The sequence below is a fragment of the Chitinophaga sp. 9-1-y genome (genome assembly GCF_059511905.2).
In genome coordinates this window covers 5,182,799-5,209,127 of sequence record NZ_CM197955.1, presented here as the reverse complement: position 1 = coordinate 5,209,127, position 26,329 = coordinate 5,182,799, and the positions used below count along the sequence as shown (strand labels likewise).

The window sequence follows — 26,329 nt, the reverse complement described above, 5'->3', positions numbered from 1 at the left end:
TAATAGGAATGAAGTAAAGAATGATTTAAATTTGGATGGAGAAGAATAGCGCAAGAGATACTTGCAGGTAAAAGAAAAATAGATAATATCAGATTTATGAAGAAAATAGGATTTTTATCATTCGGGCACTGGTCTAATCATCCGGCTTATAACGCCCGTACAGCCAGCGACACGTTACTTCAATCTATTGATCTGGCGGTTGCTGCCGAAGAAATTGGTATAGACGGCGCCTATTTTCGTGTACATCATTTTGCCGCTCAATTAGGTTCCCCGTTTCCTTTGCTGGCCGCTATCGGTGCTAAAACAAGCAAAATAGAGATGGGAACTGGGGTCATTGATATGCGTTATGAGAATCCGTTGTACATGATAGAAGATGCCGGCGCTGCGGATTTAATTTCGGAAGGGCGATTACAATTAGGAATCAGCAGAGGGTCGCCAGAGCAGGTGATTGATGGCTGGCGTTACTTCGGCTATGAACCGGCAGCAGGCGAAACAGATGCAGACATGGGTCGCCGTAAAGCAATGGAGTTCCTGGATAAGCTGAATGGTGTTGGATTTGCCGAACCCAATCCATATCCGATGTTTCCGAATCCACCGGGCTTATTGCGCTTAGAACCCTATTCAGAAGGGTTACGGGAACGTATCTGGTGGGGGGCTGCTTCCAATGCTACGGCTGTGTGGGCCGCTGAAAATGGGATGCATCTTCAAAGTTCTACACTGAAGATGGATGAAAGCGGCAAGCCTTTTCATGTGCAGCAGGCAGAGCAAATCAGATTGTATAAAGAAGCCTGGAAGAAAGCCGGGCATCGGCGCGAACCAAGGGTTTCTGTGAGCCGGTCTATTTTCGCATTGATCAACGATCAGGATCGTCAGTTCTTTGGACGTGAAGGCAAGCAGGTAGATCAGATTGGCAATATAGAACCGAATAAGCGCGCCATTTTCGGAAGAAACTATGCGGCTGAGCCGGATCAACTCATTAAAGAGTTGGCGAAGGACGAAGCCGTTCAGGAGGCAGATACAATTTTGCTGACCATACCGAATACATTAGGCGTGGCTTACAATGTACATATACTGTCTTCTATTTTAGAGCATGTGGCGCCGGGATTAGGCTGGCGGTAATTTTTGCAGAAGCAGGCGGATGTAGAAAGCATAACTTTAACAGGTTTCGAAAAAAAATATTACATTCATATAGTACGACGCAGCGATACAAGTTCTATTAGAACTGGTATCGCTGTTTTGTTTTCAACAAGTTCGTTTTCAGCGAAGCTACCTGTAGCGGGTATGATGTGTTGGATGAAACCAATAGTATCATTCTGAAATAACCACAAGCAGAATTTATTTAAAAAAGAATTTGTTAACCAGTATTATCTCAATTGTTAAAACCATTATTATGTTAATCAATCAGTCCTTTATTACGGACATTAAATCAATCATTTCAGACGCAAAAGAAAAGGCCATTCGCGCAGTAGACCATCAGCGCACATTGATGTATTGGCATATTGGTAAACGTATTTTTGAAGAGGAGCAGGAAGGAAAAGATAGGGCAGACTATGGCACCTATGTGATAAAGTACCTTTCTGAAAAGATTCAACCGGAGTTCGGCAGCGGTTTTTCGATCAGGCAACTGGAACGCTATCGTCAGTTTTTTCGCCTGTTTCCAATTGCGTCCGCACTGCGGACGCAATTGAGCTGGACCCAGTATAAATTGCTGCTAAGTGTTGATAATGAGGATGCAAGAGATTACTATATTGCTGAAACAGTAAAAAATAACTGGACTTCACGGCAATTAGAAAGACAAGTCTACAGCAATTTGTATGAGCGGCTTTTGATGAGCAATGATAAAGAAAGCGTACTGGCGGTAGCCAAAAAAGAAAAACTTCCGTCTGATGCGAAAGAAATTATCAAAGACCCTATGCTATTGGAGTTTTTGGGAATGAAACGGGAAGCCTCCTATTATGAGAAGGATTTGGAAAGCGCCATTATCACCCATTTGCAGGATTTCTTATTGGAACTAGGTAATGGATTTTCATTTGTGTCAAGGCAAAAACGGATTCATATTGAGGGAGATGAGTTCTATGTAGATTTGGTGTTCTATAATCGACTGCTGCAATGTTTTGTCATTATTGAAATGAAAACTGAAAAGCTTACGCATCAGGATTTAGGCCAGCTACAGATGTATGTTAATTATTATGACCGGGTGGAAAAAGTGCCCCACGAGAATCCCACCATAGGCATCTTGCTTTGTACCAGTAAGAATGATGCGGTGGTAAAATTCACATTGCCCGAAGGGCAAAAGCAAATCATTGCCAGTCAGTATGAACTTTATTTACCAACGGAGCAGCAATTATTGGACGAGGTAAATAAAGAGGTAGCGAGTTTCGAGGAAAAGGGGAAATAATAAGAATGATGTTCAGCTTTAAACTTTCCCGATCCCGACAGAAAGTATAAAGCCTGGCAACCTTGGAAGCACTAAAAGAAGTGTAGAGAAAAGAAAGGCCCATCAGCAGACGTTGATGGGCGTTCTCTTGCCGTCAATTCCCCTTATCGAAACATTCCTACGTCGCTTTTCGTCAAGTGCTCCGGGTAACGAAGCATCGTATTGATTACTGACATTACACCGGAAGAGCTGATTAGCATGATGCTATAAAACATTGGACGTTTTTCTAATGTGCTTAAGTGCTCAAAGTAATTCGCCAGATAAATTTCGGGGCTGTTTTATTATTCAAATCCTTTCCCAAGCGCATCAAGTCGTCGTATCTGCAAATTCATGTGGTGCAATACGACCTTTTCATAATCATTAGATTGGTCCCCCATCTTACTGAATAATACCAGCATCTCAATAAACAGGAAAAATAGAATCCACAGGAACCAGAAGCCAATTGCAACGTAAGAGGAAGATAATATGTGTGTCATGATTGTTAACTCATCTAGAAATCCTGTATTTGCTTTCATTTCTTTTTCAAGTTCAGGCTTGATGTGGAGTAAATCATTTTCCTTTTGCGCTTTTTGTTGTCGCATAGCGCCAATAGTAGAGTCAAGGGGCGAAAGCAAAGCTATTTTAGGATTCGGCATTGGTGCAGAGGCAACGGTATAATCATGTACCGTTTTCCAAATAGTTGTATCCTTACCAGAAGCGGTTATGGTTTGCTCCGGTACCCGCCTTGTTGCTGTTTGCGTAGTGGTGGCACTGATGGTTGAATGTTTACTGATATCCTGGATGTAAGCATCTCTTTCTTGTTCTTTTTTATCAATAGTAGTATCCAATGCGGCAATCTGCTTTCTCAATTCTTCCGTTTTTGAGGGTAATATTCTATCTACTTTTTCCGAAACGTAGAAATTTTTCTCGATCTCAATATCTTTTTCGAATATTATCTGGTCGATGATCACCGCACCAAGAATGGACATCATAAGGGCTAAGCATCCCCTGAAAATTAGTAGTAGGCGGCTTGGATGAATGGATAAGACAATTTGCTTTTCAACCTGTACAATGATTACCGTAGAGAGGAGTCCGGCGAATAGGCAGCCCGGTAAACTGAGGTTGAGGTAACGATGTGCGAAAGTAAAACCAATAAAAAACCACAGAATACAAACAATAACCATGGCTGCGGTATACTTCTTCACGGATTTAAAGGCGGCTTCGCTGCAGTTTCGCAGTATGCTGTAGTTGTATCCGGTCATGAAGCAGCCGAAACGAATCCATAGATGTTTCATAGCACTCGATTTTAGAAGGTTTTGTTCAAAATAATGTGACTGGAAATTGCTGCAAGACCATTTCTGAATCCGCGGGTATAACTGATAACAATGCCATGCCCAACACCTTCATTCATCTTTGCCTGCTCTTCGATTTCTTTAACCTGATTGATATGACTCTCCGCGATTTCCTTCTTTGTTGTCAGTTCTTCTACGGTATCTATCATTCCACTTCTACTTCTGCTCGAAATATGGAAATTGATTTGTCGGATAAAGTCTTCGTAGAAGGTTTTTACCTTTCTGATAGATCTTTCCAGGTCATTTTTCAATGCAATCACATTTTGATCAAGGTGAGTTGCATCAGGGTTTATCAATGCATCATTGTACCCTTTGGATTCGTAGTTTTTGTCGAGGAAATCATACAGGAGATGGATTCCTCCATTTACCGGCGCAACGGGATTTGCTTCGGGTGGTTCTTTTTCCTGCGCTTCCTTTTCAATGAAAGTAGATTCCGGAATATCAGGTATTGCGCTTTCAATTGCCATGGTATGGGTATGCCCATTTTGGCGTTGCCGGTTGAAAATATCAAATAGACTCATAAATATTTTATTAAATAGTGATGGTCGGCACTTTATATTTATTATGCCCTTTATTATGACAAATTTCACAAAGCGTGATCAGTAAATGATCGGGGTAATCCCATGGAAGGCGGAACTTTTGCTCGCTTGCGATAAAGTGGTATTGCCGGTGATGCACCTGCAGGTCTTTATCGCTGTGGCAGTGTCTACAGCGATGCTTGTCGCGGTACAGTATTTGTTTTCGTTTCGCCTTCCAGTTAGGATGAAATAAAAGGGCCCCATAACTGCCATGGGATTTGGTGTTCAGGAAGTCCTGGTCTCCGGATTTTGCCGGAAGAGATTTCGGTGGGAGACCTTCCTGGATATACCTGCTATAAGATTGATCTCCCTTAAACTGTAGATATCTATACGGTGCGTGGTTTGGAGTTGTCATAATATCCGAGGTTGGAGTTGTTGAAATATAGTTCCGGTGACAGCTAATTCATTGCTCCCATTTACAAAGGGTTCTGGTTGTTCTGGCTTCATCGAGGGGTATGGAGATGATTCGATGTTTACAATTACTTAGTCCACGACAATTCGAATTGTAATGATATCTTGTTGCGTTTTTGCTGTCACAGATATACACCATTACCCGGTTACAATGAATGTAGCTTATAAGCAACCACGCACATAGCAGTTTCATAGCTTGATGATTCAGAAGACAAGGGGAGACAAGAGAGCTGTTAGTATTTTCTAACTTGTATGGCAGGGGTTGCAACAAGTAAAACAGCCATTCGACCTTGGGAAACGTTTCTTAGATTCACGAACTGCTTCCTGGCAAGTTTCAAATTCCCCCAGGTAAATCCGGCTGTACATTACGGAGAAGTAAGGGCAGGTATTCACGTGTACCTCATGATCACCGTTGAGCTGGGCGTTGTTGTTTACGTAGTACTTTTGTTTCATAATGTTTATTTTTGATTGATGAAGCAAAAGTAAATTTCATTCAACTCTTTTTTTTATGGGAAACCGTAGTTTAGTTTTTGCTGTCCGATTTTAGAACTGTTATATAGCGCCTAATTCTCTGCAGTAAAGCACCAGCTGCTCATTTTTGGTAAAACCCAATGCCTCTTTCATCTGGTTCAGCCTTTTTTCTATACTACTTAAACCAGAAGGTGTTATTCCGTTGTGTTGAAGATATGCAGGTATGTCTTTTTGCAACATTCCCTGTGAGAGAAGCGCGATAATGGTGATGTCAAATTCTGAAAATGAGTAGGCGTTCTTTTTATCGATCAATTGCCTGATATGACGTGGAATATAACGTCGTTGCTGGATTATTTCATTGATGGCCTCTTTTAGATCCCGCGCATCGTTTCTTGCCTTAAATACAAAGCCATTGATGTTATATTCATTGTAAAGTTGATCAATAATCGCTGGTCTTCGTTCCAATGAGAACACCAGGATATTCAGGTCGGGCTGAACTTCCCTGGCAGCGTGAATCAGATCGATACCACCGGAAAGCACCTGTTTGCGATCGTCTGGATCGAAGGACAAATCTGTAATGAGGAGATCGAATGATTTTTCGGCTTTAACTGCTTGCGTTATCTTATACAAAGCATCATCACAATAATAGGCATATGCTATATCTATGATGGCTAGTTCTTCCAGTGTTTTCTGCAGAGAAATATTAGCAATTTCGTGATCTTCGGCAATAAGAACTTTTGTAATCATGAGGATTGAGCTATTGGGAAAGTAATGTAAATTTTTAGTCCTTTAACAGGATGTTCGAATATACATTTCCCCTTTATCCTTTCAATACGGTTTCCCGTATTTTGCATTCCATTCCCATACTTAACTTGCGGGGAAATACCGATACCGTTATCGGTATAGAGAATTTGAACCTGATTGTTCTGACATCCAAACTTTATCATCACAGAATTAGCCTGGCTATGTTTTTTCATGTTAATCATCAGTTCCTGCAGAATATGTTCGACTTCATGTTGTACCTGCGGATTGATCTGGCTCCATAGCTCAGGACTGTTACCGATGATCAGGACTTTGGTGTGTTCGGATCCAAAAGATTCCAGCAGATCATCAATTTTATTGTGGAACAGGATTTTGGGGGTGGTAAGGTGTTCGTAAGAGATGTCGCGGGATTGTTCATACAATATTTCAATTTTATCTATCAAATCTTCTTTGTTTACTGACGGTTTATGTTCAAGGTCTGCCATGATGCGGTACAAGCCGTTGGCTACCACGTCGTGCACTTTTTGGGAGGTTTTAAGCTGGTGTTCTTGTATCGCCTGGCGGGAGGCCAACTCTATTTGTTGCCGCCGCCTGCGGTGCCGTAGAATTAAAATACCGCCGATGATAAGAAAGAGGAGGGTGGTTAGCAACAGGACGAATCGCTGTATTACCAGCTGCGTTTTTTTCTGGGCATTATCCTTCTGCAGTTGAAGGTTATCTGCTTTGCTTTTTGCGGCTTCGTACCGGATTAATGCGAATTGATTCTTTGCAGTGTTTTTGGCAGTTTGGATACTATCTGCCAGGTATTGGTAGCGGGTAAAATAAGATTTCAACAGATTGGCGGGACTAAGTGTTATAAGCTTTAAAAGTGCTTCGGCTTCGTCATCCGGGCTCTTTAATTCCCTGGCGACTTCGTACCTTTTCCGGGCATAGTAAAGTGCTGAATCGGGCAAAGAGAGCGAATAGTAGTCCGACAGATGCGCATAGCTGGCATTGAGTCCCCAGGTATCATTTGAATCTTTACGGATTTGCAATGCCCGTTGGAGTTCCGGACCAGCTGGATAAGCGGAATCTTTTAACCATTTTGTTTTAGCATAGTTGGAAAGCATCCGGGCATATTCTTTTTTCTCGTCTTTGCTCCTGGTTAGCAGGGATTTGTATAAATCAATGGCTTGATTATAGTCGCCTTTCTTTTGATAGGTAAGGGCCATACTGTTTAAGGCAATAGTTTCGTATCCAGGCCTGGTGATGTATTTGAGCGCTTTATGATAATAGTCAATCGCGGCTTCATAGTTTTTGAGGTTAAGATAGGCATTGCCTAGTTCATAGTAATTTGAGCCCAGGCATTCACGGTCTTCTTTTTTATGTTCATCGAGATAAGTAAGGGATTTCAGCAGGCTTTCCTGTCCGCCATAATGATCTCCCTCATGTGCCTGAATGATACCCATATAAGTGTAGGCCATGGCAATTTCTAAGCTGTCGGTGGCGCCTGTTGTAACGAGATTAAAATAATAGAAAGCGGAGTCGTATTGGTAATTGTTATTGAAGAAAGACTCTCCTTTTTCAAGTGTGGGTGCAGTCATCGTTTGTGGAGGCGCCTGGTTGGATATACAGGCAGAAAGACTACACAGTAGTATGGATAAGATGAGGTTAGAGGGGCGCACTAATGATTATTTCTTTTAAAAGTATTGAATTTCTGAATGTTTGGGAATTATTATTGGCAGGAAACAAAAAAAAGTGAGGCAAGAACTTTCTTGCCTCACAAAGCTGATATATTATGGTTTTTTCCTCGGAGGAATTATTCCGGTTTCACCGCCGGTATCATCAAGGGTAGTGATTTGCTCGCCCTGATTATGGCTGCCGTTATTGGTATGGCCGGGACTTAATAATGCCAGTAGGAAACTTAATATAATGTGGTACATGTTTGTAAGTTTTAAGTGTTTTAGCAATAGGCTGCCGGTTGCCGGGGCGGCCGGCAGCGGAGTTTTGAGTCAGTGAAGCGCTTCTTGTTTTTTGGGAAGTGTAGGGGACAGATTACGGAAGCTGATGATCGCTTCCCAAGCCGGTTATCGGCTTCCGCTTTCTTTGCCCTGGGAGAACCGGTGCTGTACAGCGCCTCTTAGCTAAGGAGGCATTTTCCGATTGCAGAACAAAGGTAGAATGAGGTAAGAGGTTGATTTACAAACAATTCCAGTAATTCCTGTAATTCTTGATATTCCATATGTAATTCCGGGAATGCAGGTTTAATTCCGATTATTCAGTTCTATAATTTCATTTATGGCGACAAATTATCCTGACTACGAACAAATGGTAATGCAGGCGTATGAACGAAAAAAAGAAAACAATACACTGCCCCATGGTTTGATGTATCTCACACCAGCAAAACTTAAAGAGGAATGTGCAAAAAGATGTACAACGGCTCTCAGCAAAAAGGATGAAAAGGTTTTAAGGGATTTCTGCGGGGATTTGAATGAAAAAAGGAACTGCAAAGCTATTATTCAGCAATGTGACACAGATAAGTTCAGGCCGTTGGTGAATTACCTGAAAAGGAAGTCGGAAAGTACGGATGTGAAGAACATTGAATTGCTGGCCTGGTTAATTGAATTTCCTGGCAGGCCCTGGGAGATAGGGAAAACGGTTTCCGGAGATAATGATGTAGATCAGGAAGCCGTGATAAAGGATATTAGCCTGGCAGCAGAAGACCCGGTGACGGTATTAGATTCCATGATGGGCAACCCGCCCACAACCGGGGGATATAAAGCCACGGGAGATACTGTAATTCCTGAAATTCCGGAAATTCCATCCGGTGGTGATGACTCGATAGAGGAGGTAGGTACGGACGTGAAGGGCACAGAAGGAGGGAGTGAGAAAGGATCCAGGGGGAAATCCACGAGAATATTGATAGTGGCAGTGATGTTATCAATGGTACTGGGAACAGGCAGTATGTGGTGGTGGAAAGATAGAAATCTGCAAGAGAGAGCCGGTGGCTGTATGTATTGGAAGGAAGATCATTACGAGCCTGTCGCCTGTAACCAGAAAGTACCTAATACGATGGTGATAGCACTTGATAGCGTGAAGTTGAAGAGTTTCAGGAAGATAACCAGGCCAGATACCATTACTCACCAGGCTATAGGAAAGGTTTGGTATTCTAAAATTAATGGGAAAATAGAATACTATACATCGGGTGGTGCACACCCCGTAGTTTTTAGTCGTCAACTGAAGCCTATTACCGGCTATATTATCGATAAGTATATTCTCCCATAATATTTTAAAAAACATGCGTAAGTGCCAATTAATTGTTACATTCAGGTATCTTAAAATTTTTCCTTATGTCATGGTTATGGACTTTACTCATCGGCGGCATTGCAGGTTGGCTCGCCGGTAAACTAATGCGCGGTGACGGATTTGGGGTGCTGATAGATATCCTGGTAGGTGTTGTTGGAGGCTGGCTGGGCGGCTGGCTATTCGGCAAACTGGGTATCCATATGGGAAATGGCTTTATTGGTTCCCTGATAGTGGCACTCATAGGGTCGGTGATCCTTATCTGGCTGGTGCGTCTTGTCAAAGGAAAATAGTGCGCTGTCTGACGATGAAAATGTTGATACATGGCACTGTGATATGATTGATCTTAGTGCCATGTGTTATTTGTGACCAGTTTTGTCAGTGTGCTTCCGTTGCCACCGGCTTATCTCTTCTGCTCCATTCACTCCAGGAGCCAACATATAAATGGGGAATTTCCATTCCTGCAGCTGCCAAAGCCAGAATAGTGTGGCAAGCCGTTACCCCGGATCCGCAATGAATAATCAGCTTTTCCGGTTTGTCCGTTAATAGACCTGCATATTTTTCCTTTAATATTTCGGGAGAAAGAAAATGCCCGTTTTCGTCCAGGTTTGCTGAAAAAGGAATATTAATTGCACCAGGAATATGTCCTGCAACCAGGTCGATGGGTTCTGATTCCCCACGATAGCGATACGCATCTCTTACATCAATGACGGTAGCCGATGCCGCATTAATTTCTCTTTCAACGTCTTCAATAGTGGAAAGCGGAAACTCCCATGCGTTCCTTTCGCGCAGCTGTCCTTTTTCAACAGCTTCTTCGCCCTGGGAAAGCTCCAGTTTTTCTTTTTCTGCGGCGGTAAAGCCACCATCCAATACCTGTACATTTTTTAACCCAAAGGATCTGAGCATCCACCAAAGTCTGGCTGCCGCATTAGAGCCGTTCTTGTTATCGTAGATAACAATATGTGCATCTTCTGAAACACCGAATTGCTCCAGGGTTTTTCGAAAGTCTTCCAGGGAAGGTAGTGGATGCCTTCCTCCATGGGCGGCATTTTCAGGAACATTAGCCAGGTCTTTTTCCAGGTTGGCAAAGCGGGCATGTCTGAGATGTTTAAGAAGGTATTGCTCATAGGCATCTTTCCCTGCGCTGGCATCGAAAATGACGAGGTTGTCCTGGTTGAAAATTGTTTTTAATTCCTGTGGACTAATAAGTGGTTTCATCTTTTCAATAATTTAAAAACAGTTTATAAAGCGCTGTTTATTATCACGATTTTTCAGCCGGCTATTATTGAAGTTGCTATTTCAGATACTGTGTAACAGTGATGCCGACATTAACAACATTATGCAGTAGTATTGGGATGAGTAATGAGCCGCTGCAACGTAATAGCGCCATGTAAAAGAACGCGCTTATAAAGGTACTGAAGAAGTAAAGCATGTCAAAGTGTAACCCTGATGAGTTACTTAAAGATAGCGAATGGGAGAGGGAGAAAAGCAGGCAAATAAAAAGCATATCGCCGGTAAAATTGAACGGCGTTTTGCTACCGGTGGGGTGATGACGGAGGAAGAGAAACAAATAAACTCCTCTGAAGGCAAGTTCTTCCGCCAGGCCAGGTAAAGTAGCTTCATAAAGAAATCTCTCAGTGCTTACTGCTTCTTTGTCCGACTGTAGTATATTGGGGAGTAGTTTGAATAGCAATAACCCTGCAGAGAGTGTCAATAACGTTTTCAATTGTGCCGGTGAAAGACGGGGAAGCCTGATTCCGAGGGCAGTGATGTCTTTTTTGTGAAACAGGAGCATATAACCTGACAAAAACAGCAGACTTAATAGCTTACCGAGCCAATTATAGGATAGGTTTGGAAAGAAATCCGATTCCCAGCTACTTCCGAGTGAAAGCAGGCTTTCATTGATTAAAAATACGAGGAACAGCGCCAGGAGAGGCATCCATTTTTTTGAGTTTTATCCGTGAGCGTGGGTAGCAGGGCAAGGGAGAAGATGATAACATTAATATAGACGTCCGACAAGATGGTTTTTGTCATGTGTTCATTTTAAAACAGGAAAATAGTTAAAAAAGGAACATAAAGACAAAATATAATGATTACACGGAAAGCAGCGGAATTGGTAAAGGATAATAGTATAAGGGCCATAATAAACTTTACTATGGCCCTTAGGTTAGTTACTTCCCCTGTAATGCAGCGATCACTTTTTCTCCCACCAATACCGCAGATGCAGGATTCTGTCCGGTAATCAAATTCCCCGCTGTTACCGCAAACGGTTGCCAATCGGCGCCTTTTACATATATCGCGTTCTTTTCTCTCAGCATATCTTCCAACATAAAAGGTACTTCCCCGGTGGTTTGCCCGGCAATTTCTTCACTGTTGGCAAACCCGGCTACCTGTTTACCGTGTACGAGTGGTAAACCATTTTTGTCTTTTACGTTTTTCAATGCCGCGGGAGCATGACATACCAGCGCTACCGGTTTACCTGCTTCATAGAAATTTTCGATGAGCTGAATGGAAGCGGCATTATCTACCAGGTCCCACATAGGGCCATGGCCGCCAGGATAAAAGATGGCATCATAGTCTTTTGCCTGTATGCTGTTGAGTGGCACAGTATGATCCAGTTGGTGCTGTGCGGCGCTATCCAGGAAGAATCGCTTCACGGCAGCAGTGCTGAATTCCGGGCGGGTACTCTTCGGATCAATGGGCGCTTTACCACCTTTGGGCGATGCAATAGTCACATCGTAGCCCTGTGCGGTAAACTGATACCAGGGGGTAGCAAATTCTTCTATCCAGATGCCTGTTTTGTGGCCGTTATGTGGAACTTCATCGAAAGAAGTAACAACGATCAGAATCTTTTTATTCATATTGTTTGTTTTAGTTTGACCATAGCCGAAAAAGCTGCTTAATAAAGCACATAATAGCCAGATGCTTTGTTTCATATGATAATTTTGATGTAAAATTCGCATGCTGGCAGGACCTGCAAAAGGAGGCAGGTCACTATTAAATAGTGATCTACATCACTTTTAAACCCTATTTTGCGGATGTAAATCAGTAAGTAATGAGTACAGTATTCAGACAACATATCGCCGCTATTGTATCCCTGACGGATACGGAGTTTGAGCAGGTACTGTCTTATTTTACCACAAAGAAATTAAAGAAGCATCAATTCCTGGTACAGGAGGGGAGTGAAGTACAAACGGAGTATTTTGTGGTGAGTGGATTATTGAAAGCTGCCTATGTCAACGACGCAGGCAAGGAACATATTTTACAGTTTGCCATGGAAGACTGGTGGATCTCAGATTATCTGGCCTATTCACAGCAAACGCCGGCGCGACTGAACATCACTTGTCTGGAAGATACTGCGGTGATGTGCATATCTGCCGAAAACAAAAAAAAGCTATGCGACGCTTCTCATAAAATGGAGCATTTCTTCAGGATGAAAGTTTCCATCGGATTTGTAGCACAGCAGCAAAGGATTCTTTCGTTGTTAAGTAATGATGCGCAGTCGCGTTACGAGTTGTTGCTATCGCAGTATCCGCGGCTTTTCCAGCGGGTTTCCAAAACGCTTATTGCGGCTTACCTGGGTGTTTCCAGGGAAACGCTGAGTCGTTTTTCCGGTAAGTAATCAGTGCGTCCAGATCATCCCCTGTGGATTGATATTCCAATGGTATTTTTGTGCTTCACCGAAGTTGGCAAAATCCTGTTTCTTTCCCGCTACAATTTCATCAAAGGCGTAGCGCATCTGTCTTGCACAGATCATCGGTTGCATGCGGCCTACGCCTGTACAGAGGCCGGGAATGGCTACTGTTTGTATACGCTCGTCACTATTGGCCTGTATGAGAATTGCTTTCATGGCGAGGTAGGCATTGATGGACGTATCAATATTGAAATTAGTAGGAATACGCATAGTAGGTGCGGAAATGAGATAAGGAATGTCAGGATCGTTCGTTTCCAGTATCATGGCTTTCCCTACCATTAATTCCCCTTCCGGGAGAAGTTTAATGCGTTGTTGCAACTCCTTCTCCAGCTGCCATCCCAGTCGTTCTGAAATGGCATAGTCCAGGGATCCATCCATGAAACCAAATGAATTGGCAGGGCTTACAATCGCATCAGCTTTAAGTTTGGTAATGTCGCCTTCCATGATTTTTACATGCGGAATTTCAGCAAAAAATTCATTCCAGGCGGCGACTAGTTTAGGGTTGGTATCTATTAAAATGTATTCCACAGGTATTCGTTTACCTATGTAAGATAATGAATTAAGCGATGGTTGCAAGGGGACGCTTGTATCAGTCGTGTTGCATGATACGACCGTTTCCCTTAAAATCTCAGCTCATCAATACGTACGTTTTTCCCCTTTCCAGCCGGTGTTGCGTAAAAACTGTTCCCACGTAACGCTGTTGGGGTTTATTTGCCGGCTCCATTCCAGGTCGCGTGCCGATTGATAATAGCCATGTTCATAGGCGTAGGATACCATTCCCAACAGCTCTTCTACCAATGTTTCATTGTCACCAAAGTGAGGGAAATGTTGTAATAATTCTTCCCGCGTATAGGCGGAAGCGTATTCCGCTTTCTGGCCGGTAACGCGTACAAAGGTGTCGACCATTTCCTGCGGGGAAATAATTTCGCCGATGACCGGTAATCCTTTGCCTTCGTATTTATCCGGGTTAGCAAGAATTTCCAGAACAGCAGGACCGGTAGCGGTAAGAGGGTCCACAAACGGTGCGCGGAAATCTTTGGGCAGGTAAACCGGGAATACCAGTGTATCGTCTTTTTGGTAGGGGGTATAAAACTCTACCAGGTTAGTATAAAAGAAGGCCATGTAAATGAAGGTGCTCTTAATGGGGAGCGTACGGATATATGCTTCCACGTTAGCCTTGTCGGTAAAGTGGGGGGCAAATTTTTCGCCGCCACTGATGTCGTGAACATTTTCCAGGCTGCTGAAGATCAGATGTGGCACGCCTGCTGCTACTACTGCATCGGCGAGTTCTTTACCCAGTGCTGCTTCGTGGGTAGCCGGCGGCGCAATGCTGGGTGTCATCAGGAAAACGCTGTCTGAGCCACGGAATGCTTCAATAAATGCTTGTTGATGTCCCAGGTCAAGCGGGATACTTACCAGTTCTACGCCTTGTTCTGCCAAACTAAGCGCTTCCGGTGAATTAACGCGACGGGTGATACCACGTACCCGGTAACGACCGCTATCCAATAGTGTGCGAGTAGCACTGAGTCCCTGTTTTCCTAAAACGCCGGCGATGGTAATGAGTGGTTTATCTGGTGTCATTGTTGTTACTTTTTAAGTTAAATGGCTGGTTTTCGTTCGTTATTTTTTGTACTATAAAAATTATAGTTGCAAAACTAAGTATAGTTAAATAGCTTTGCAATAGCTATCCATTTGGATAGGTTCATTAAATAAAATCTTATGAAACTGGAATGTCAAAGCGACTATATAAAAGTGAATGGTAAATTATATCCGTGCACCGTGAGTCTGGCGATGGATTTCGTGGGAGGCAAATGGAAAACGGTGATTCTTTATCATTTAAAGGATGGTTGTAAGCGATATAACGAGCTTAGAAAGGAAATGCCCAGTGTAACAGAAAGAACATTGAGTTTACAGCTAAAACAGCTGGAAGATGATGGCCTGGTGTCAAGGGAAGTGCATGGAGACAAGCCGCCTATTAAAGTGGTGTATGACTTAACTGATTTTGGAAAATCTTTTCTGCCGGTATTGGATGCCCTTTTCGGATGGGGGAATCAGATTGCTACGGAAAAGGGGGAGTTTGTGAAGGTAGGTGTGCCGGCAAGATGAGGCTAACAGAAGTTAACCGCAGCTACGTGATAAAGCGGGACCGGCTGGGTAAGCCGGTCCTTTCTTTTTGTGACAAAGAAACGCTTTATCCTGCCAGTAGTCCTCCGTCTATAGGCAATGCAGCACCGGTAATAAACTTGGCCTTATCTGAAGCGAGGAATAAAATGAGCGGTACAATATCTCCTGGGGTAGCCAGCTTACCCGTAGGCATTGCTTCGGCAATTTTTTCCAGGCGTCCGGGCATTTTTTTTATGTTCTCCAGCCATTGTTCAGTTTGAATCACGCCTGGTGCAATCGCATTTACGCTGATCTGGTGACGGGCATTTTCCAGTGCGGCGGCCCTGGTTAATCCTATCAACCCGTGTTTGGCGGTTACGTAACCCGCAATGTTTTGTCCCACACCTTTCAAACCGGCAGTACTGGCAGTATTAATGATACTTCCACCAGCGGCTTTCATGACCCGTATTTCATGCTTTAACGCATAAAAGGTGCCTGTCAGGTTCAGTTGAATGGTGTTGGCAAATTGTTCGGCAGTGGTATCTTCTATGGGAGTATTGCCTGTATTGCCACCGGCGTTATTGAATGCCACATCTAATTTCCCATAGCGGCGAATGGTTTCATCTACCAGGTGTTTCACCTGTTCTTCCTGGGTTACATCGGCCTGGATAAAAGTAGCTTCTCCACCAATTTTGCGGATTTCATTTTCCAGGGCAAAACCAGTTTCTGTGCGTCTGCCACAGAACACTACCTTAGCGCCTCTGGCGGCAAAAGCGCGGGCGGTATCAGCGCCCAAACCAGCCGTGCCGCCAGTAATCAGAATTACTTTGTTTGTCATTGTTAATTGCTTTATGGTTGAAAAAGAAAAGGGTCAAATTGTTTTTCTTCTCATGAGAGAAAATCCGGTACTCACCATCCAGACATAGGATCCAAACCGAACAATGGGTAACAGGATAAATGCTGCTTCCCATACAAATCCGAACATGCACAACTGTGCAAGGACACCGAGTACTATGCCCAGCCATGCCATCCATGCAGGGGTATATTTTCTCAGCAAACAGGGAATGGAGATGCCCGCCATGAGTAAGCCCAACGGCATAGCATGTGCAATGCCACCGGTGGCAAATCCTACCAGCCGTAGCAGGCGAACAATATCGGCATTGTCTGTCACTCCCGGCTGAGTGATTATCCAGCTGGAAATACTGGCGATACTAACAAATACCGAAGCGGCAATGCCACCAAACAGCGCAATGTGGAGACCTGCTGCCCTTATGCCCAGCGACCTTGTTCTGGCAACTATGGCGGCGGTAAATATGCCCAATGGCATCGCGCTGGCCAGTTGCAGCAGTGCATTCACCTTCAGCGCGGCAGGGAAGTCTTTCACCAGCTGCCGGAATTTGTCTATGTCGCTGAATGGCGAAGGAAAGGTGGCGCCATGCGCTAACACAGAAAACAGTATTATACTGGCCATAAACAGCACGATGTAAACAATAGCCAATGTGCCCGGATGCGGACCCAGGTAGCGTTTCGTGGAGGGGAGATTGGTGGTGACGTTCATGATGAATAAATTTTTAAACGATAATGATAGCAGGTGCACGATGCCCGTATTCCTGCACCTGCTGTTTTTGTTTTTACTTGTTAATCTAGTTTGTATTGCAAACTAAAATGATCTAAAAAAAGGCATTTTTTTGCCCGTAAAAAAAGCCCTTAATGCACCGTATATCAATAGGCTATGCTTATAAGTGTAAATATTTTTTGATGTCCTCCACATACTTTTCAAATGCTTTTCTCCCTTTGGCCGTGAGCTTGCAGATGGTATGCGGGTAATTACCTTTAAATGTTTTGATCACTTCCACATATTCCGCTTCACTTAATTTCCTGATCTGGTGACTCAGATTGCCCTGCGTGGTTTTCGTTACCTCCATTAAATAACTGAAATCTGCCTGTTTCATTTTTATCAATACGGAAACAATTGCCAATCTTACAGGTGTATTTAAAACAGGATCAAGATCACTAAACATGCAACGTTAATTATGATTTGGAATATTTAAGCATATACCCGGGGATCAAATACCCCAGTATCACAGCAATACCATGAATCAGCGGCCGGTACGCTTCATCCATGAAGATGCTGATAACGGCAAAGATAAAAAACAATATTCCTCCGGCCATCAGGGGCTTGAAGCGGAGATTTAATCCCGAAACCAGGGTACCCACGCCACCAATCAATAAGGTAAAGGTAAATGGCTGTATTTTTTGGGCAAGACTTATAAACACTGTCAACACAAAGCAAATGCCCAGTACAAACCACAGGTTTTTCAAATAACTGGCAAGATAAGTTTCCGCGGTCTTCTTCTCCGACCGGTAATACAGCACGGTAATAAGCACACCTGCGCCCACCAATACCGGAAACGGCAGGAAGAACAACGATGTGGCAGTAAACGTATGCAAGGCAAAGAATGCCAGGCTCGCCACCGCTATAATCCATCCCCATACCAGGTAAAGAAAGCCATAGTTCTTTAGCTCGTCTTTAGTCTGCATAATGACATCTGAAATTAATTTCAGGCTTTGTAAAGGATGCATTTCATTTTCCGCTGCATTCATACTGCTGTTTTTACATACGAAAGTAAATCTTGTTTGCGACGCAAACAAAAAATTATTTTAAACGGACTGGTGACCCGAAACAGCAAAACAATTGCTTATCTTCCATTACCTATATTTCTTTTAAATAATAGCATCGATGAAAAAGCTCGTATTTGCCTTATCCCTGCTGCTGTATGCCATCTCCCTAAAAGCACAATTATTTCATACGGCAAAGTTATATCCGCCCAATAGCTACATCAGGTCCGCTTTTTTTAACGGTTCCGGGGGCAAAGGCTACTGGAGTACTGAAAAAACAGATTCGCTGGGCAGGGTAGTGGAGGAGAACATTTTCCAGAAAAAGGTACTCCTGTCGGCAAACGTATACACGTACAATGATCAAAACGACCTGCTTTACACCATTGAGACCCACGATACGAATCATCCGGGTAAAATAGATACCACCCGCTATACCTATACCTATCAGCAACAGCATATTCAATACCAGCGGATTGTATACGGTAATCATTGTGCAGACATTTTTCAGTTAACCGCCCACCACGATAATGTTTGGAGCTATCATGCTACGTCTTATGATCAGGAAAATAAACCATTGCCGGCTGCCGCTTACGATTACGTGCTTACTTACGATAATGGCTTATTGGTAAAAAAGGTACAAACCCATACGGATAGTAGCGTTATCACCACATCCAAGGAGTACTACCCCAATGGCCAGCTGAAACGCAGAAAAATAGAAAGAGTGCCGGAATGGCCGGGCGGTAACGTATATGTAGGCGGCCCGGGCAGCGACGATCAGAGGTATGAATATACTTATGATAAACACGGATACATAAAGAAGCTGTATACCATCGTTAACGGTAAAACATACAAGATTGCAGTGTACCGTTACAGCAGCGCGAAGTGACTACTGTTAGTGGTATTGGCCTGCAATGCTTATTGGATAAGCGCCTGAGTAATATTTTCTTCTTAATAATTCCTTAATACAACATTTTATCCCCTATTTCACTTCCGGCAGTCTTTACTACAAAGCGCATGGATGAAAGAGTGAAATGCACTAATTGCCAAATACCGGGAAGGCACTGCTTTAGCAGCTGAATTACATCGTCTTTATCACCTGTTGACTGAAGAAAATCGGGCGTGGTGGATTTTGTTTTTTTGATTTAAAAAGATGGGCGAAACAAATATGGATCAATATCTACATTTATTTCGCCCATCTTTTTAAACCAAAAAAACCGAAAATCGAAAATCAGTATAATCAGTCTAATCCTGACTAAGACAAAAACTCGTTTTTATTAAATCGCTTCAATAGAGATGCGCCTGGTTTTTTCTTTTTTATTGTATTCAGATACGAGCACATGTCCTTCTTTGGCCGGGTAAATGGAAGTCTCTGTGGCGCCGTCTTTACGGGGAATGGTCCGCAATACTTTTTTCTGATTTACATGATAGAAGGTAATATTTTTTGCTTCTGTGATGATCAGGTAGGTAGACTTGGAATCAGAAGAACTGGCCGTGTAGTAAGATTTATTATCTCTCAGCAGCAGGGAGTAGTTGCAGGGTACGCCGCGGCTGGGTGCTACCGGAATCTGGTTATCGAGCGACAGGACGCCGTCCGGTGTTTGTTTGAGGATCATGGCATCGCGGATGGTGAATTTCCGGGTACCATAGAAGCCCACCATGTAAGGGGTAACCACCACCAGTGGCAGGGTAGCTACTTCGGCAATTACCAGGCCTGTATTCATCGTACGTTTTAGGGCCGATCCGGTAAAATAGGTATTGCCGGAATAGTCTTTAAAAGACGGGCCAGGCAGCAGGAACGACTTGTTGGCATGCAGGCGGCCTTTTGAATTGGCAATTGGATTTTTGATATCGCGCCAGTAGTTGTAAACTGGTTTAATACTATCTTTTTTACGGCCGTCAATGTTGATGGTAAATACGCCCAGGTAATTTCCTTTGCTGATGGATTTAAGCGTAGGGAAAGGTCCGTTTCTGCGTGGATTGATGATATTACCGGAAACGAATGGTTTGCCGCTTACCGGGTCATTCGTGAAGGACAGTACCTGCAGCGGGTTACCTTTTTTATCTTTCAGGAAATATTTAGGGATAGCTGTGCTGTCTGACAATCCATAGCCGAATACCACGAAGCCGCCGCTATGACGGTCGTCTTTTTTCTTCTGCAGGAAGTATACGTCTTGTCCGGAAACCAGCATGGTGTAGTCACCTTCTTCTCCACCAATTCTTTTTTGCCAGATTTGTTTACCGGTAATATCATAGATGAAAAGGAATTTGCCGCGGTCATCTCCAAAAAAGCAGGCAAATCCTTTTCCGGCGATGTTGCTTACACGTAAAGGTTCTTTCAGGCCACCATTGCCGATGAGCAACTGGCCTTTCCGGTATTCATCTGCCAGGTCAACGCCTACCTTTACCGTATTGGTTTTTAATACCTTACCGGTAAGGTCAATGAACTGGGTAAATACCGCCATATAGCCTTTGGAAACGGCTTCGCGGATTTCTTTTTTCTTTTTGATGGCATGCCCCAGCAAGTTGCTTTTCATGTAGGAGAGGCAGAGTACTTCCTGTTCAAAGGCAACGGAACGCAGATCCAGCTTTAACTCCCTGAAGTTAACCACACCAATATCATTCAGGTTTTCGTCCATGATATTGATCTTGTAGTTAAAAGAGTCTTTGTCGGCCTTTTCCAGTTCTGTGAACATGAGGTATCCAACCAGGGTTCCGTCCTGGGTGATGGCGCGCATGCTTTGGGAAATGTCTTCCCCTACTTCCTTAAAAATTTTAGTTTGAGCGTTCGTACCGGTTATTGTTAGGAACAATAAGGTACATGCTAAGAGTACATGTTTCATGTTGGTACCTGATGGGATAAATTGTTACTGTCTATTTTTTTGAAAACGGTGTGACAAATTCACAGTACAAGCTGGCCGGATATTTGGCAGTAAATGCTTTGGCCGTTTTTTGTGCATTGTCTTCGTCGGTTAATAAAGTGTGTACGAGTGATTTGAAGCCTTTTTCGGCATCTGTTGTATTGCTCCAGAATGCGCCTTGTTGCAGGGTGTTGTAGAATTCTTCCAGTTTTTCCCTCGGCATTTGCTCGAACATAATTTCCAATTCATAGTAGTTTTTGGAAATGTATTCTTTGGGTTTTACGGTGATGGCATTAAAGCGGCTTAATTTTTTATCGGCATAGTAGAGGCCGGACATCACGTTATTAAACATGAAATCGTACCACGGATCTTTGTTGCCATTGTCTTTTTCCAGAAGTATACGATACAGGCAGGCAGTCATATTGCCACCGCAATAGATGCTCCATACCATCATCTTCATGGATTTGTCGCGTAACGTGGTGGGGATAGGCGTAAAAGTATTGCTGGCAGACTGGAAGCTTTTGGTTTTATTATATCTCTCTTCACAGTCCGGGTGGGTTTTGAGAGAATCTGCCAATCCAGCGGTGCTGGTGCTAAAGCTATAATTCTTGGCAGATAAACCTTTGGTACGTTTTACCATCCAACTATCTTCTACATTCAGGTGGTAGGCCGCGAAATATTCTTTTACGCTTTTCTTCAGCGGCTGACGATATTGGATATCTGCACTGTCGAGCCGCAGGAAGCAGGTCGCGTCAACCCCGATCTGGCTGTTTTTTAGTAAAACAACGGCCAGTGAATCTGCATCTGACTCATGATAGCGCTGATGCCGGCTTCTGTCGAAAGAATAACCTTCAAATACTTTTTTCAGGCGGGTGAGGCGCTCATATTTTGAATCCAGGACGGCATTAAGCGATTGCTTGTATTCATCTGACGTAAGCCATTCTGCACGTTTCTTCATCCCGTTTTCCGCGTGCTGCATGATATTGTGTGCCAACTCATGGGCCAGTACCAGCGCCAGCTCTTCCCGGGTTTTTACAAAGGCCAGCAATCCTATATTCACCGCTACCAGGTTACTGCCAGTGGCGTAGGCATTGACAGAAGTGCTACGGTCAATCATCAAAAACGGCTGTTGCGGAATCAGTTGACGGTTGGCACGAACAATCTGATTGATCAGCGTATTTACATAATTATATATTTCACCTTCGTATACATAACCGTCGTTTTCGATGGCGGTGTTAATAAATTCAGTACGGTCATCCCATATTTCCTTATACTTCTTTTGTGTTTCTTTTTCTTTATACACAGCCGGACAATTCCACGCTTTTTTCAGGGAATCTTTCTGACGTTGGTAATAAAAATGGGAGAGGTCTTGATAATTATACAAAGTTGAATTTTGGGCTACAGCAGCGTAACTCAGCAGCAGTACTGCAATTACGCCCAGGGATCTACGAATTGACATAAGTTATAGGTATATTAACTAAGGCGCAAAGATAATTTTTTAGGAGCAGAAAGCAAAAGTGCTAAGGTACCTGAAAACAAAGCTATTGTAGCGATTGATCATTGCGAATATTAATACGCTTTGATCAATCGCTACAATAGCTTTCTGCTTTCTGCTCTTTAATTAGTATCCACTTCTATCAGGCCGCCATGCTTAAATAAATCGTGCGGCACAAAGTATCCTTTGTTTTCATGTCCGTTAACTTTGATGCCTGTTAAATTGCGGCCGCTGGCTGGTCTGGAAATAGTGAGCCATTTTCCGGTAGCCGTTTTCCATTTTACTTCGTTGAAGAGCGGAACGGTTACGAGATAATTGGGATCAGTAGCGGAGTAGGGGTACAAGCCTAAGGCACTGAATACATACCAGGCAGACATTTCACCGGCATCATCCATCCCACAGAGGGCGATGCCTTCGTCGCCGATGCCATAAAGGGTATTCAGTATGGTATCAATGATATGTTGCGACTTGGCCGGCTTGCCTACAAAGTAATAGGCAAACGGAGCTTCGTGATCTGGTTGGTTGCCATGGCAGTATTGACCAATCATGGTTTCTACGTTGCGCGCAATATAATGTGGATTCCATGGAACCGTAAACAGCGAATCCAGTTTGGATTCAAAAGCATCCGCGCCGCCATACAATGCGATCAGGCCTGCCATATCATGTGGTGCAAAGAAGGATACCTGCCAGGCATTGGCTTCCCTGAACATATATTCATAGTAGGGATACTGTGGATTGAATGGCTCAATCCAGTTGCCATTCGCGAGTTTACCCCGCATAAACCGGACAGATGGATCAAATACATTTTTATAGTTCTTTGACCGGGCCATGAGGATGCGGTAGTTGGCCGTGTCTCCCAGTTTTTGCGCGATCTGTGCTACAGAATAATCATCATATGCATATTCCAGCGTTTTGGACACGCCTGCTTTTCCTTTACTTTCTACGTGCGGATGAGGAATATCCGGATCTGAAATAAATCCTTTCTCCATGTATTCTTTGATGAATGGTCTGGCGCCGCCTTCTACATTGGCGTTTTTCAGTAGTATGTCGTAGGTGCCTTTGATATCAAATTTATCTATGCCCCGGAGGTAGGCGCCGGCAATGGAGGAGGCGCCGTGATCACCATGGAAAAAAGTAGGGATAAAGCCTTTTTTATCTCCCACATCTTTCATCGACTTAATCACATCCAGGGTTACCTGGGGGGAGATCAGTCCCAGCAACACATCTTTATTCCGGTAGGTATCCCAGAGCGATGGTTCGGTATAGTAATTAAAGTCAGCCTTCACCACTTTGTGTTCGGCGTCTGTATACTCGCCATTGATATCGCTGCGCAGGGCAGGCCAGAGGAACGACCGGTACAGGCAGGAATAAAACATAGTGTTTTGTTTTTCCGTGCCACCTTTTACTTGTATAGATGACAACAGTGCTTCCCATTTTTGGGTAGCTTCCTGACGGATATCATTGAACGTTTTGCGGCCAATTTCTTTTTCCAGGTTTTCTTTGGCGTTGCTGCTGCTCACAAAAGAGATCCCTATTTTCATTTCTACAGGACCGGCGCCGTCAACCAGTGTAACCATGCCGTAGCCGTTGTTATTGCCTTTATTCGGCAGGTCTAATTGGGCAATATTGGTATTCAGGATGGCGTAGAAATAAATGCGTTCGCCTGCCTGCTGATAGCCTTGCAGCGCATTATTGCCTACTTTTTCCATATCCCAGCCATTTACCCGGTTATTGGCTTTGGCCAGGTCAAACAGGATTTGCCGTTGGTGGGAATCTTTGAATTGATATTGATGGTAGCCACATCTCAGGGTAGAGGTGAGGCGTACATCCACGTTATAATCGTGGAGGTATACCTGGTAAAATCCAGGTGCGGCACTTTCTTTCTTGTGAGAAAACCGGGACCCGAAGTGTTCCCCGGGATGCGATACCGGGAGTATGGGAATATTGCAAAGATTCCAGTGTCCTTTGTTGGTATGTGTAAAGCTGTAGATGATGCTGTCTTCATATTGGTACCCGGCGCCGGAACCATACGCGGTCATCGGGCTGAGTTGCACCATAGCGTTGGGTAGTGAGCTGCCTGGAAACGTGAGGCCGGCCCAGGATCTCCAGCCCTGCGGTAGTTCGTAGCCCAGGATCCTGGGATCGGTAAGTGGTGCGGTGCCGATAAAAGTGTTGACATACTTTGTATAAGTGGTTTTCGGCTGACTGTTGGCGGTGGTGGCAAACAGCAGGAACAGGATCAATGGTACGTGGAAGCCCTTCATAGTGCGTTTGTTTATGTTTCGTAATTAGTTGCTTTGCGGAGGGATGAACATTCCCTGGCTGGAGTGCTAAACCGATTTAGGCGGCGATAAATGTATTCAAAAAATAGTATTAATCAAAGCGAAGAGTGGACGATTGGTATAGGATACTACTATTTGCGGGTAATTTACTATTAAAAATAGGTAATTCGATATTCTGCTTTTATTAAAAGAAATGCTATTTTGGATCATTCTTGAACATGAGCAGTAAAGCGTCTGATTATTCTTCTTTTTGGGCATTGGGGGATCTTGCCGTATTTAAACAGATGATGAAGGCATTCAGCCCTTCATTACGGTATTTCGCGTGCAGTATTGTAGGCAATGAAGCAGAAGCGGAGGAAGTGGTAGCAGATGTATTTATTAAGATATGGCAACAAAGAGCACAGGTTACCGCACCTGATAATGTACAATACTATCTTTTTAAAGCGGTGAAAAATACGGCGCTTAATTATCTGAAGCAGAATGGACGCCGACAAACACACCAGGCCGCCTGGGAAGTGGAGGTGAGCCACCATGCTGCACAAAGCCCTGAAGATATCCTGATTAACAAAGAGCAGCTGGATCATATACACGCCGCTATCCAGTCTTTACCACCTCGTTGCCGGCAAATTTTTGTGCTCGTAAAAGAAGAGGGATTTAGTTATGAACAGGCCGCCGCCCTGCTGGACCTGTCTAAAGCTACCGTGAATGTACAAATGACCATTGCCCTGAAAAAGATTTGGGCTGCACTGGGGCCTACCATCCAATATTCCTACTCATAAATTTTTTTTACCCCGCTTAATTGTTTTTCTTTCGGCTGTTGTCTTATTAGTACAATCATCGAAAAATATACCTTTTGTAAATGACCCAACGGTTATCGGAGTTATTGGCCCTGCACTGGAGCGGCGAAATTTCCGCCGCTGAACAAGCGGAGCTGGACGAATTATTATTGCAACATCCGGGCGACTGGCTGAAAGCCGGTATGATGGAACAGCTTTCTTTCCGTAAAAAGGCTGCCTTTGAGGACGCTGATATGGAGAGGTTGATGGCGCGGGTAAGTAATGCTATTGGAGATGAACATCCTGGTGAGCCTGCTGCGAGCCCGGAACCTCCCAAGCGGCGCTTTCCTGCCCGCAAGATGCTGGCTCCTTTACTGGTGCTGATTTGCCTGGCCGGCGCCGGGCTGGCATATCTTTACCGGCAATCGTATTTCCCGGGATATAAAATAGTGACCACAGATGCCGGGATGAAAACGAAGATTCGTTTAATGGATGGCAGTACCATCTTGCTAAATGCCGGCAGTACTTTACGCTACCCGGAAAAAATGGATAAAGGCGTTCGGGAAGTATATCTTACCGGCGAAGCCTTCTTCGATATCAAACATGCTGCCAGCCGGCCTTTTATTATACACGCGGAAAAAATGGATGTGCGGGTGCTGGGTACCAGTTTCAACGTACGCTCCTATAAAGAAGAAGATTTTGAGGAAACCGCAGTTATCTCCGGTGCGGTAGAAGTAAGGGTAAAAGACGGACAACAGGTGCTGCGGGTAACCCCCAACGAAAAAGTATTGCTCCGGAAAGCAACAGCTACTGCCGAAAACAAACAAATTACCTATAGTAACAGCGGGAAAGAATCGCTCATTATTGAACGCCAGTCATTATCGCCTGTTTCATCAACAGATAGCAGCCATGTGCTGGAAACAGCCTGGATCAATAACCAACTCATATTTCAAAATGAAACATTATCCGTTCTGGCACAAAGACTGGAACGCTGGTATGGGGTAAAGATCACGATTAGTGACCCACAACTGGCGGCATTGCGATTCTCCGGACGAGCCGACAATGTATCAATCGAAAAACTGCTAAACATTTTACAGGAAATTCAACCATTTAAATATTCCATCCAGGGGGATGTAATAACAATTAACTAAAATCTTCCAATATGAATAGCAACACCATTATTGGGGAGCGACCTCCCTAGCGGGTTTCCTATGCCGGTTAGTGTCGGCC

Annotated in this window: 28 protein-coding genes; 9 read left to right on the top strand and 19 right to left on the bottom strand. The window is 43.8% G+C overall.

Annotated elements, in window-relative coordinates:
* Window positions 1–96: 96 nt before the first annotated feature.
* Together AC5ZC7_RS20585 and AC5ZC7_RS20580 are read left to right on the top strand one after the other, a co-directional pair.
* Window positions 97–1,119, top strand: coding sequence for an LLM class flavin-dependent oxidoreductase (locus tag AC5ZC7_RS20585; protein ID WP_496157010.1), 1,023 nt, complete (start codon window positions 97–99; stop codon window positions 1,117–1,119).
* 271 nt (window positions 1,120–1,390) lie between these two features.
* The gene (locus AC5ZC7_RS20580; RefSeq protein WP_496157011.1) at window positions 1,391–2,398 is read left to right on the top strand and encodes a PDDEXK nuclease domain-containing protein; all 1,008 of its coding nucleotides are present in this window, start codon (window positions 1,391–1,393) and stop codon (window positions 2,396–2,398) included.
* A gap of 320 nt (window positions 2,399–2,718) precedes the next feature.
* Here AC5ZC7_RS20580 and AC5ZC7_RS20575 read toward each other — a convergent pair whose 3' ends face one another.
* The 7 genes from AC5ZC7_RS20575 to AC5ZC7_RS20545 all read right to left on the bottom strand — a co-directional run bounded on the left by AC5ZC7_RS20575 (window position 2,719) and on the right by AC5ZC7_RS20545 (window position 7,912).
* Window positions 2,719–3,711: a DUF4407 domain-containing protein gene (locus tag AC5ZC7_RS20575; protein WP_496157012.1), complete on the bottom strand. Its 993-nt coding sequence runs from the start codon at window positions 3,709–3,711 to the stop codon at window positions 2,719–2,721.
* Between the two features lie 11 nt (window positions 3,712–3,722).
* Window positions 3,723–4,289: a hypothetical protein gene (locus tag AC5ZC7_RS20570; protein WP_496157013.1), complete on the bottom strand. Its 567-nt coding sequence runs from the start codon at window positions 4,287–4,289 to the stop codon at window positions 3,723–3,725.
* A gap of 10 nt (window positions 4,290–4,299) precedes the next feature.
* Window positions 4,300–4,701 carry an HNH endonuclease gene (locus AC5ZC7_RS20565; protein ID WP_496157014.1) on the bottom strand — a complete coding sequence of 134 codons (402 nt, stop codon included), beginning with the start codon at window positions 4,699–4,701 and terminating at the stop codon, window positions 4,300–4,302.
* 299 nt (window positions 4,702–5,000) lie between these two features.
* Window positions 5,001–5,210 carry a hypothetical protein gene (locus AC5ZC7_RS20560; RefSeq protein WP_496157015.1) on the bottom strand — a complete coding sequence of 70 codons (210 nt, stop codon included), beginning with the start codon at window positions 5,208–5,210 and terminating at the stop codon, window positions 5,001–5,003.
* A gap of 99 nt (window positions 5,211–5,309) precedes the next feature.
* Window positions 5,310–5,975 (bottom strand): response regulator, encoded by a 666-nt coding sequence (locus AC5ZC7_RS20555; RefSeq protein ID WP_496157016.1) that lies wholly within the window; start codon window positions 5,973–5,975, stop codon window positions 5,310–5,312.
* Entirely contained in the window at window positions 5,972–7,654 is a 1,683-nt protein-coding gene (locus AC5ZC7_RS20550; protein ID WP_496157017.1) for a tetratricopeptide repeat protein, read from the bottom strand. Before AC5ZC7_RS20550 ends, AC5ZC7_RS20555 begins: the two co-directional genes overlap by 4 nt.
* Window positions 7,655–7,765: 111 nt before the next feature.
* Window positions 7,766–7,912 (bottom strand): hypothetical protein, encoded by a 147-nt coding sequence (locus AC5ZC7_RS20545; protein ID WP_496157018.1) that lies wholly within the window; start codon window positions 7,910–7,912, stop codon window positions 7,766–7,768.
* A 355-nt stretch (window positions 7,913–8,267) separates the two neighbouring features.
* On the opposite strand from AC5ZC7_RS20545, the gene AC5ZC7_RS20540 reads away from it, so the two are divergent.
* Window positions 8,268–9,254: a hypothetical protein gene (locus tag AC5ZC7_RS20540; RefSeq protein ID WP_496157019.1), complete on the top strand. Its 987-nt coding sequence runs from the start codon at window positions 8,268–8,270 to the stop codon at window positions 9,252–9,254.
* A 65-nt stretch (window positions 9,255–9,319) separates the two neighbouring features.
* Entirely contained in the window at window positions 9,320–9,565 is a 246-nt protein-coding gene (locus AC5ZC7_RS20535) for a GlsB/YeaQ/YmgE family stress response membrane protein (protein ID WP_477079312.1), read from the top strand.
* Window positions 9,566–9,650: 85 nt separating this feature from the next.
* Here AC5ZC7_RS20535 and AC5ZC7_RS20530 read toward each other — a convergent pair whose 3' ends face one another.
* The 3 genes from AC5ZC7_RS20530 to AC5ZC7_RS20520 form a co-directional block, all read right to left on the bottom strand.
* Window positions 9,651–10,490 (bottom strand): rhodanese-like domain-containing protein, encoded by an 840-nt coding sequence (locus AC5ZC7_RS20530; RefSeq protein ID WP_496157020.1) that lies wholly within the window; start codon window positions 10,488–10,490, stop codon window positions 9,651–9,653.
* A 76-nt stretch (window positions 10,491–10,566) separates the two neighbouring features.
* Window positions 10,567–11,211 (bottom strand): CPBP family glutamic-type intramembrane protease, encoded by a 645-nt coding sequence (locus AC5ZC7_RS20525; RefSeq protein ID WP_496157021.1) that lies wholly within the window; start codon window positions 11,209–11,211, stop codon window positions 10,567–10,569.
* Between the two features lie 232 nt (window positions 11,212–11,443).
* The gene (locus AC5ZC7_RS20520) at window positions 11,444–12,133 is read right to left on the bottom strand and encodes a DJ-1/PfpI family protein (RefSeq protein WP_496157022.1); all 690 of its coding nucleotides are present in this window, start codon (window positions 12,131–12,133) and stop codon (window positions 11,444–11,446) included.
* Between the two features lie 194 nt (window positions 12,134–12,327).
* Between AC5ZC7_RS20520 and AC5ZC7_RS20515 the strand changes: the two genes are divergently transcribed.
* Window positions 12,328–12,894, top strand: a complete 567-nt coding sequence (locus AC5ZC7_RS20515; RefSeq protein WP_496157023.1) for a cyclic nucleotide-binding domain-containing protein — start codon at window positions 12,328–12,330, stop codon at window positions 12,892–12,894.
* Here the strand turns inward: AC5ZC7_RS20515 and AC5ZC7_RS20510 are convergent, their stop codons facing one another.
* Both AC5ZC7_RS20510 and AC5ZC7_RS20505 read right to left on the bottom strand, forming a co-directional pair.
* Window positions 12,895–13,494, bottom strand: a complete 600-nt coding sequence (locus AC5ZC7_RS20510) for a macro domain-containing protein (protein ID WP_496157024.1) — start codon at window positions 13,492–13,494, stop codon at window positions 12,895–12,897.
* A 108-nt stretch (window positions 13,495–13,602) separates the two neighbouring features.
* Entirely contained in the window at window positions 13,603–14,547 is a 945-nt protein-coding gene (locus AC5ZC7_RS20505) for an NmrA family NAD(P)-binding protein (RefSeq protein WP_496157025.1), read from the bottom strand.
* Window positions 14,548–14,685: 138 nt separating this feature from the next.
* On the opposite strand from AC5ZC7_RS20505, the gene AC5ZC7_RS20500 reads away from it, so the two are divergent.
* Entirely contained in the window at window positions 14,686–15,072 is a 387-nt protein-coding gene (locus AC5ZC7_RS20500) for a winged helix-turn-helix transcriptional regulator (protein WP_496157026.1), read from the top strand.
* Between the two features lie 85 nt (window positions 15,073–15,157).
* Here the strand turns inward: AC5ZC7_RS20500 and AC5ZC7_RS20495 are convergent, their stop codons facing one another.
* The 4 genes from AC5ZC7_RS20495 to AC5ZC7_RS20480 all read right to left on the bottom strand — a co-directional run bounded on the left by AC5ZC7_RS20495 (window position 15,158) and on the right by AC5ZC7_RS20480 (window position 17,673).
* The gene (locus AC5ZC7_RS20495) at window positions 15,158–15,907 is read right to left on the bottom strand and encodes an SDR family oxidoreductase (RefSeq protein WP_496157027.1); all 750 of its coding nucleotides are present in this window, start codon (window positions 15,905–15,907) and stop codon (window positions 15,158–15,160) included.
* A 33-nt stretch (window positions 15,908–15,940) separates the two neighbouring features.
* Complete coding sequence (locus AC5ZC7_RS20490) at window positions 15,941–16,627, bottom strand: hypothetical protein (RefSeq protein WP_496157028.1); 687 nt, start codon at window positions 16,625–16,627, stop codon at window positions 15,941–15,943.
* Between the two features lie 178 nt (window positions 16,628–16,805).
* Complete coding sequence (locus AC5ZC7_RS20485; protein ID WP_496157029.1) at window positions 16,806–17,090, bottom strand: transcriptional regulator; 285 nt, start codon at window positions 17,088–17,090, stop codon at window positions 16,806–16,808.
* 10 nt (window positions 17,091–17,100) lie between these two features.
* Window positions 17,101–17,673: a hypothetical protein gene (locus AC5ZC7_RS20480; protein ID WP_496157030.1), complete on the bottom strand. Its 573-nt coding sequence runs from the start codon at window positions 17,671–17,673 to the stop codon at window positions 17,101–17,103.
* Window positions 17,674–17,809: 136 nt separating this feature from the next.
* Here AC5ZC7_RS20480 and AC5ZC7_RS20475 point away from each other — a divergent pair, with 136 nt between their 5' ends.
* Window positions 17,810–18,574, top strand: coding sequence for a hypothetical protein (locus AC5ZC7_RS20475; protein ID WP_496157031.1), 765 nt, complete (start codon window positions 17,810–17,812; stop codon window positions 18,572–18,574).
* Window positions 18,575–18,962: 388 nt separating this feature from the next.
* On the opposite strand, the gene AC5ZC7_RS20470 is transcribed toward AC5ZC7_RS20475, so the two are convergent.
* The 3 genes from AC5ZC7_RS20470 to AC5ZC7_RS20460 form a co-directional block, all read right to left on the bottom strand.
* Window positions 18,963–20,528 (bottom strand): DUF6770 family protein, encoded by a 1,566-nt coding sequence (locus AC5ZC7_RS20470; RefSeq protein ID WP_496157032.1) that lies wholly within the window; start codon window positions 20,526–20,528, stop codon window positions 18,963–18,965.
* Window positions 20,529–20,559: 31 nt separating this feature from the next.
* Window positions 20,560–22,005 (bottom strand): M48 family metalloprotease, encoded by a 1,446-nt coding sequence (locus tag AC5ZC7_RS20465; RefSeq protein WP_496157033.1) that lies wholly within the window; start codon window positions 22,003–22,005, stop codon window positions 20,560–20,562.
* Between the two features lie 158 nt (window positions 22,006–22,163).
* Complete coding sequence (locus AC5ZC7_RS20460; protein ID WP_496157034.1) at window positions 22,164–24,305, bottom strand: GH92 family glycosyl hydrolase; 2,142 nt, start codon at window positions 24,303–24,305, stop codon at window positions 22,164–22,166.
* A gap of 236 nt (window positions 24,306–24,541) precedes the next feature.
* Here AC5ZC7_RS20460 and AC5ZC7_RS20455 point away from each other — a divergent pair, with 236 nt between their 5' ends.
* Window positions 24,542–25,102 (top strand): RNA polymerase sigma-70 factor, encoded by a 561-nt coding sequence (locus AC5ZC7_RS20455; protein ID WP_496157035.1) that lies wholly within the window; start codon window positions 24,542–24,544, stop codon window positions 25,100–25,102.
* Between the two features lie 80 nt (window positions 25,103–25,182).
* Window positions 25,183–26,250 (top strand): FecR domain-containing protein, encoded by a 1,068-nt coding sequence (locus AC5ZC7_RS20450; RefSeq protein WP_496157036.1) that lies wholly within the window; start codon window positions 25,183–25,185, stop codon window positions 26,248–26,250.
* Window positions 26,251–26,329: the final 79 nt, after the last annotated feature.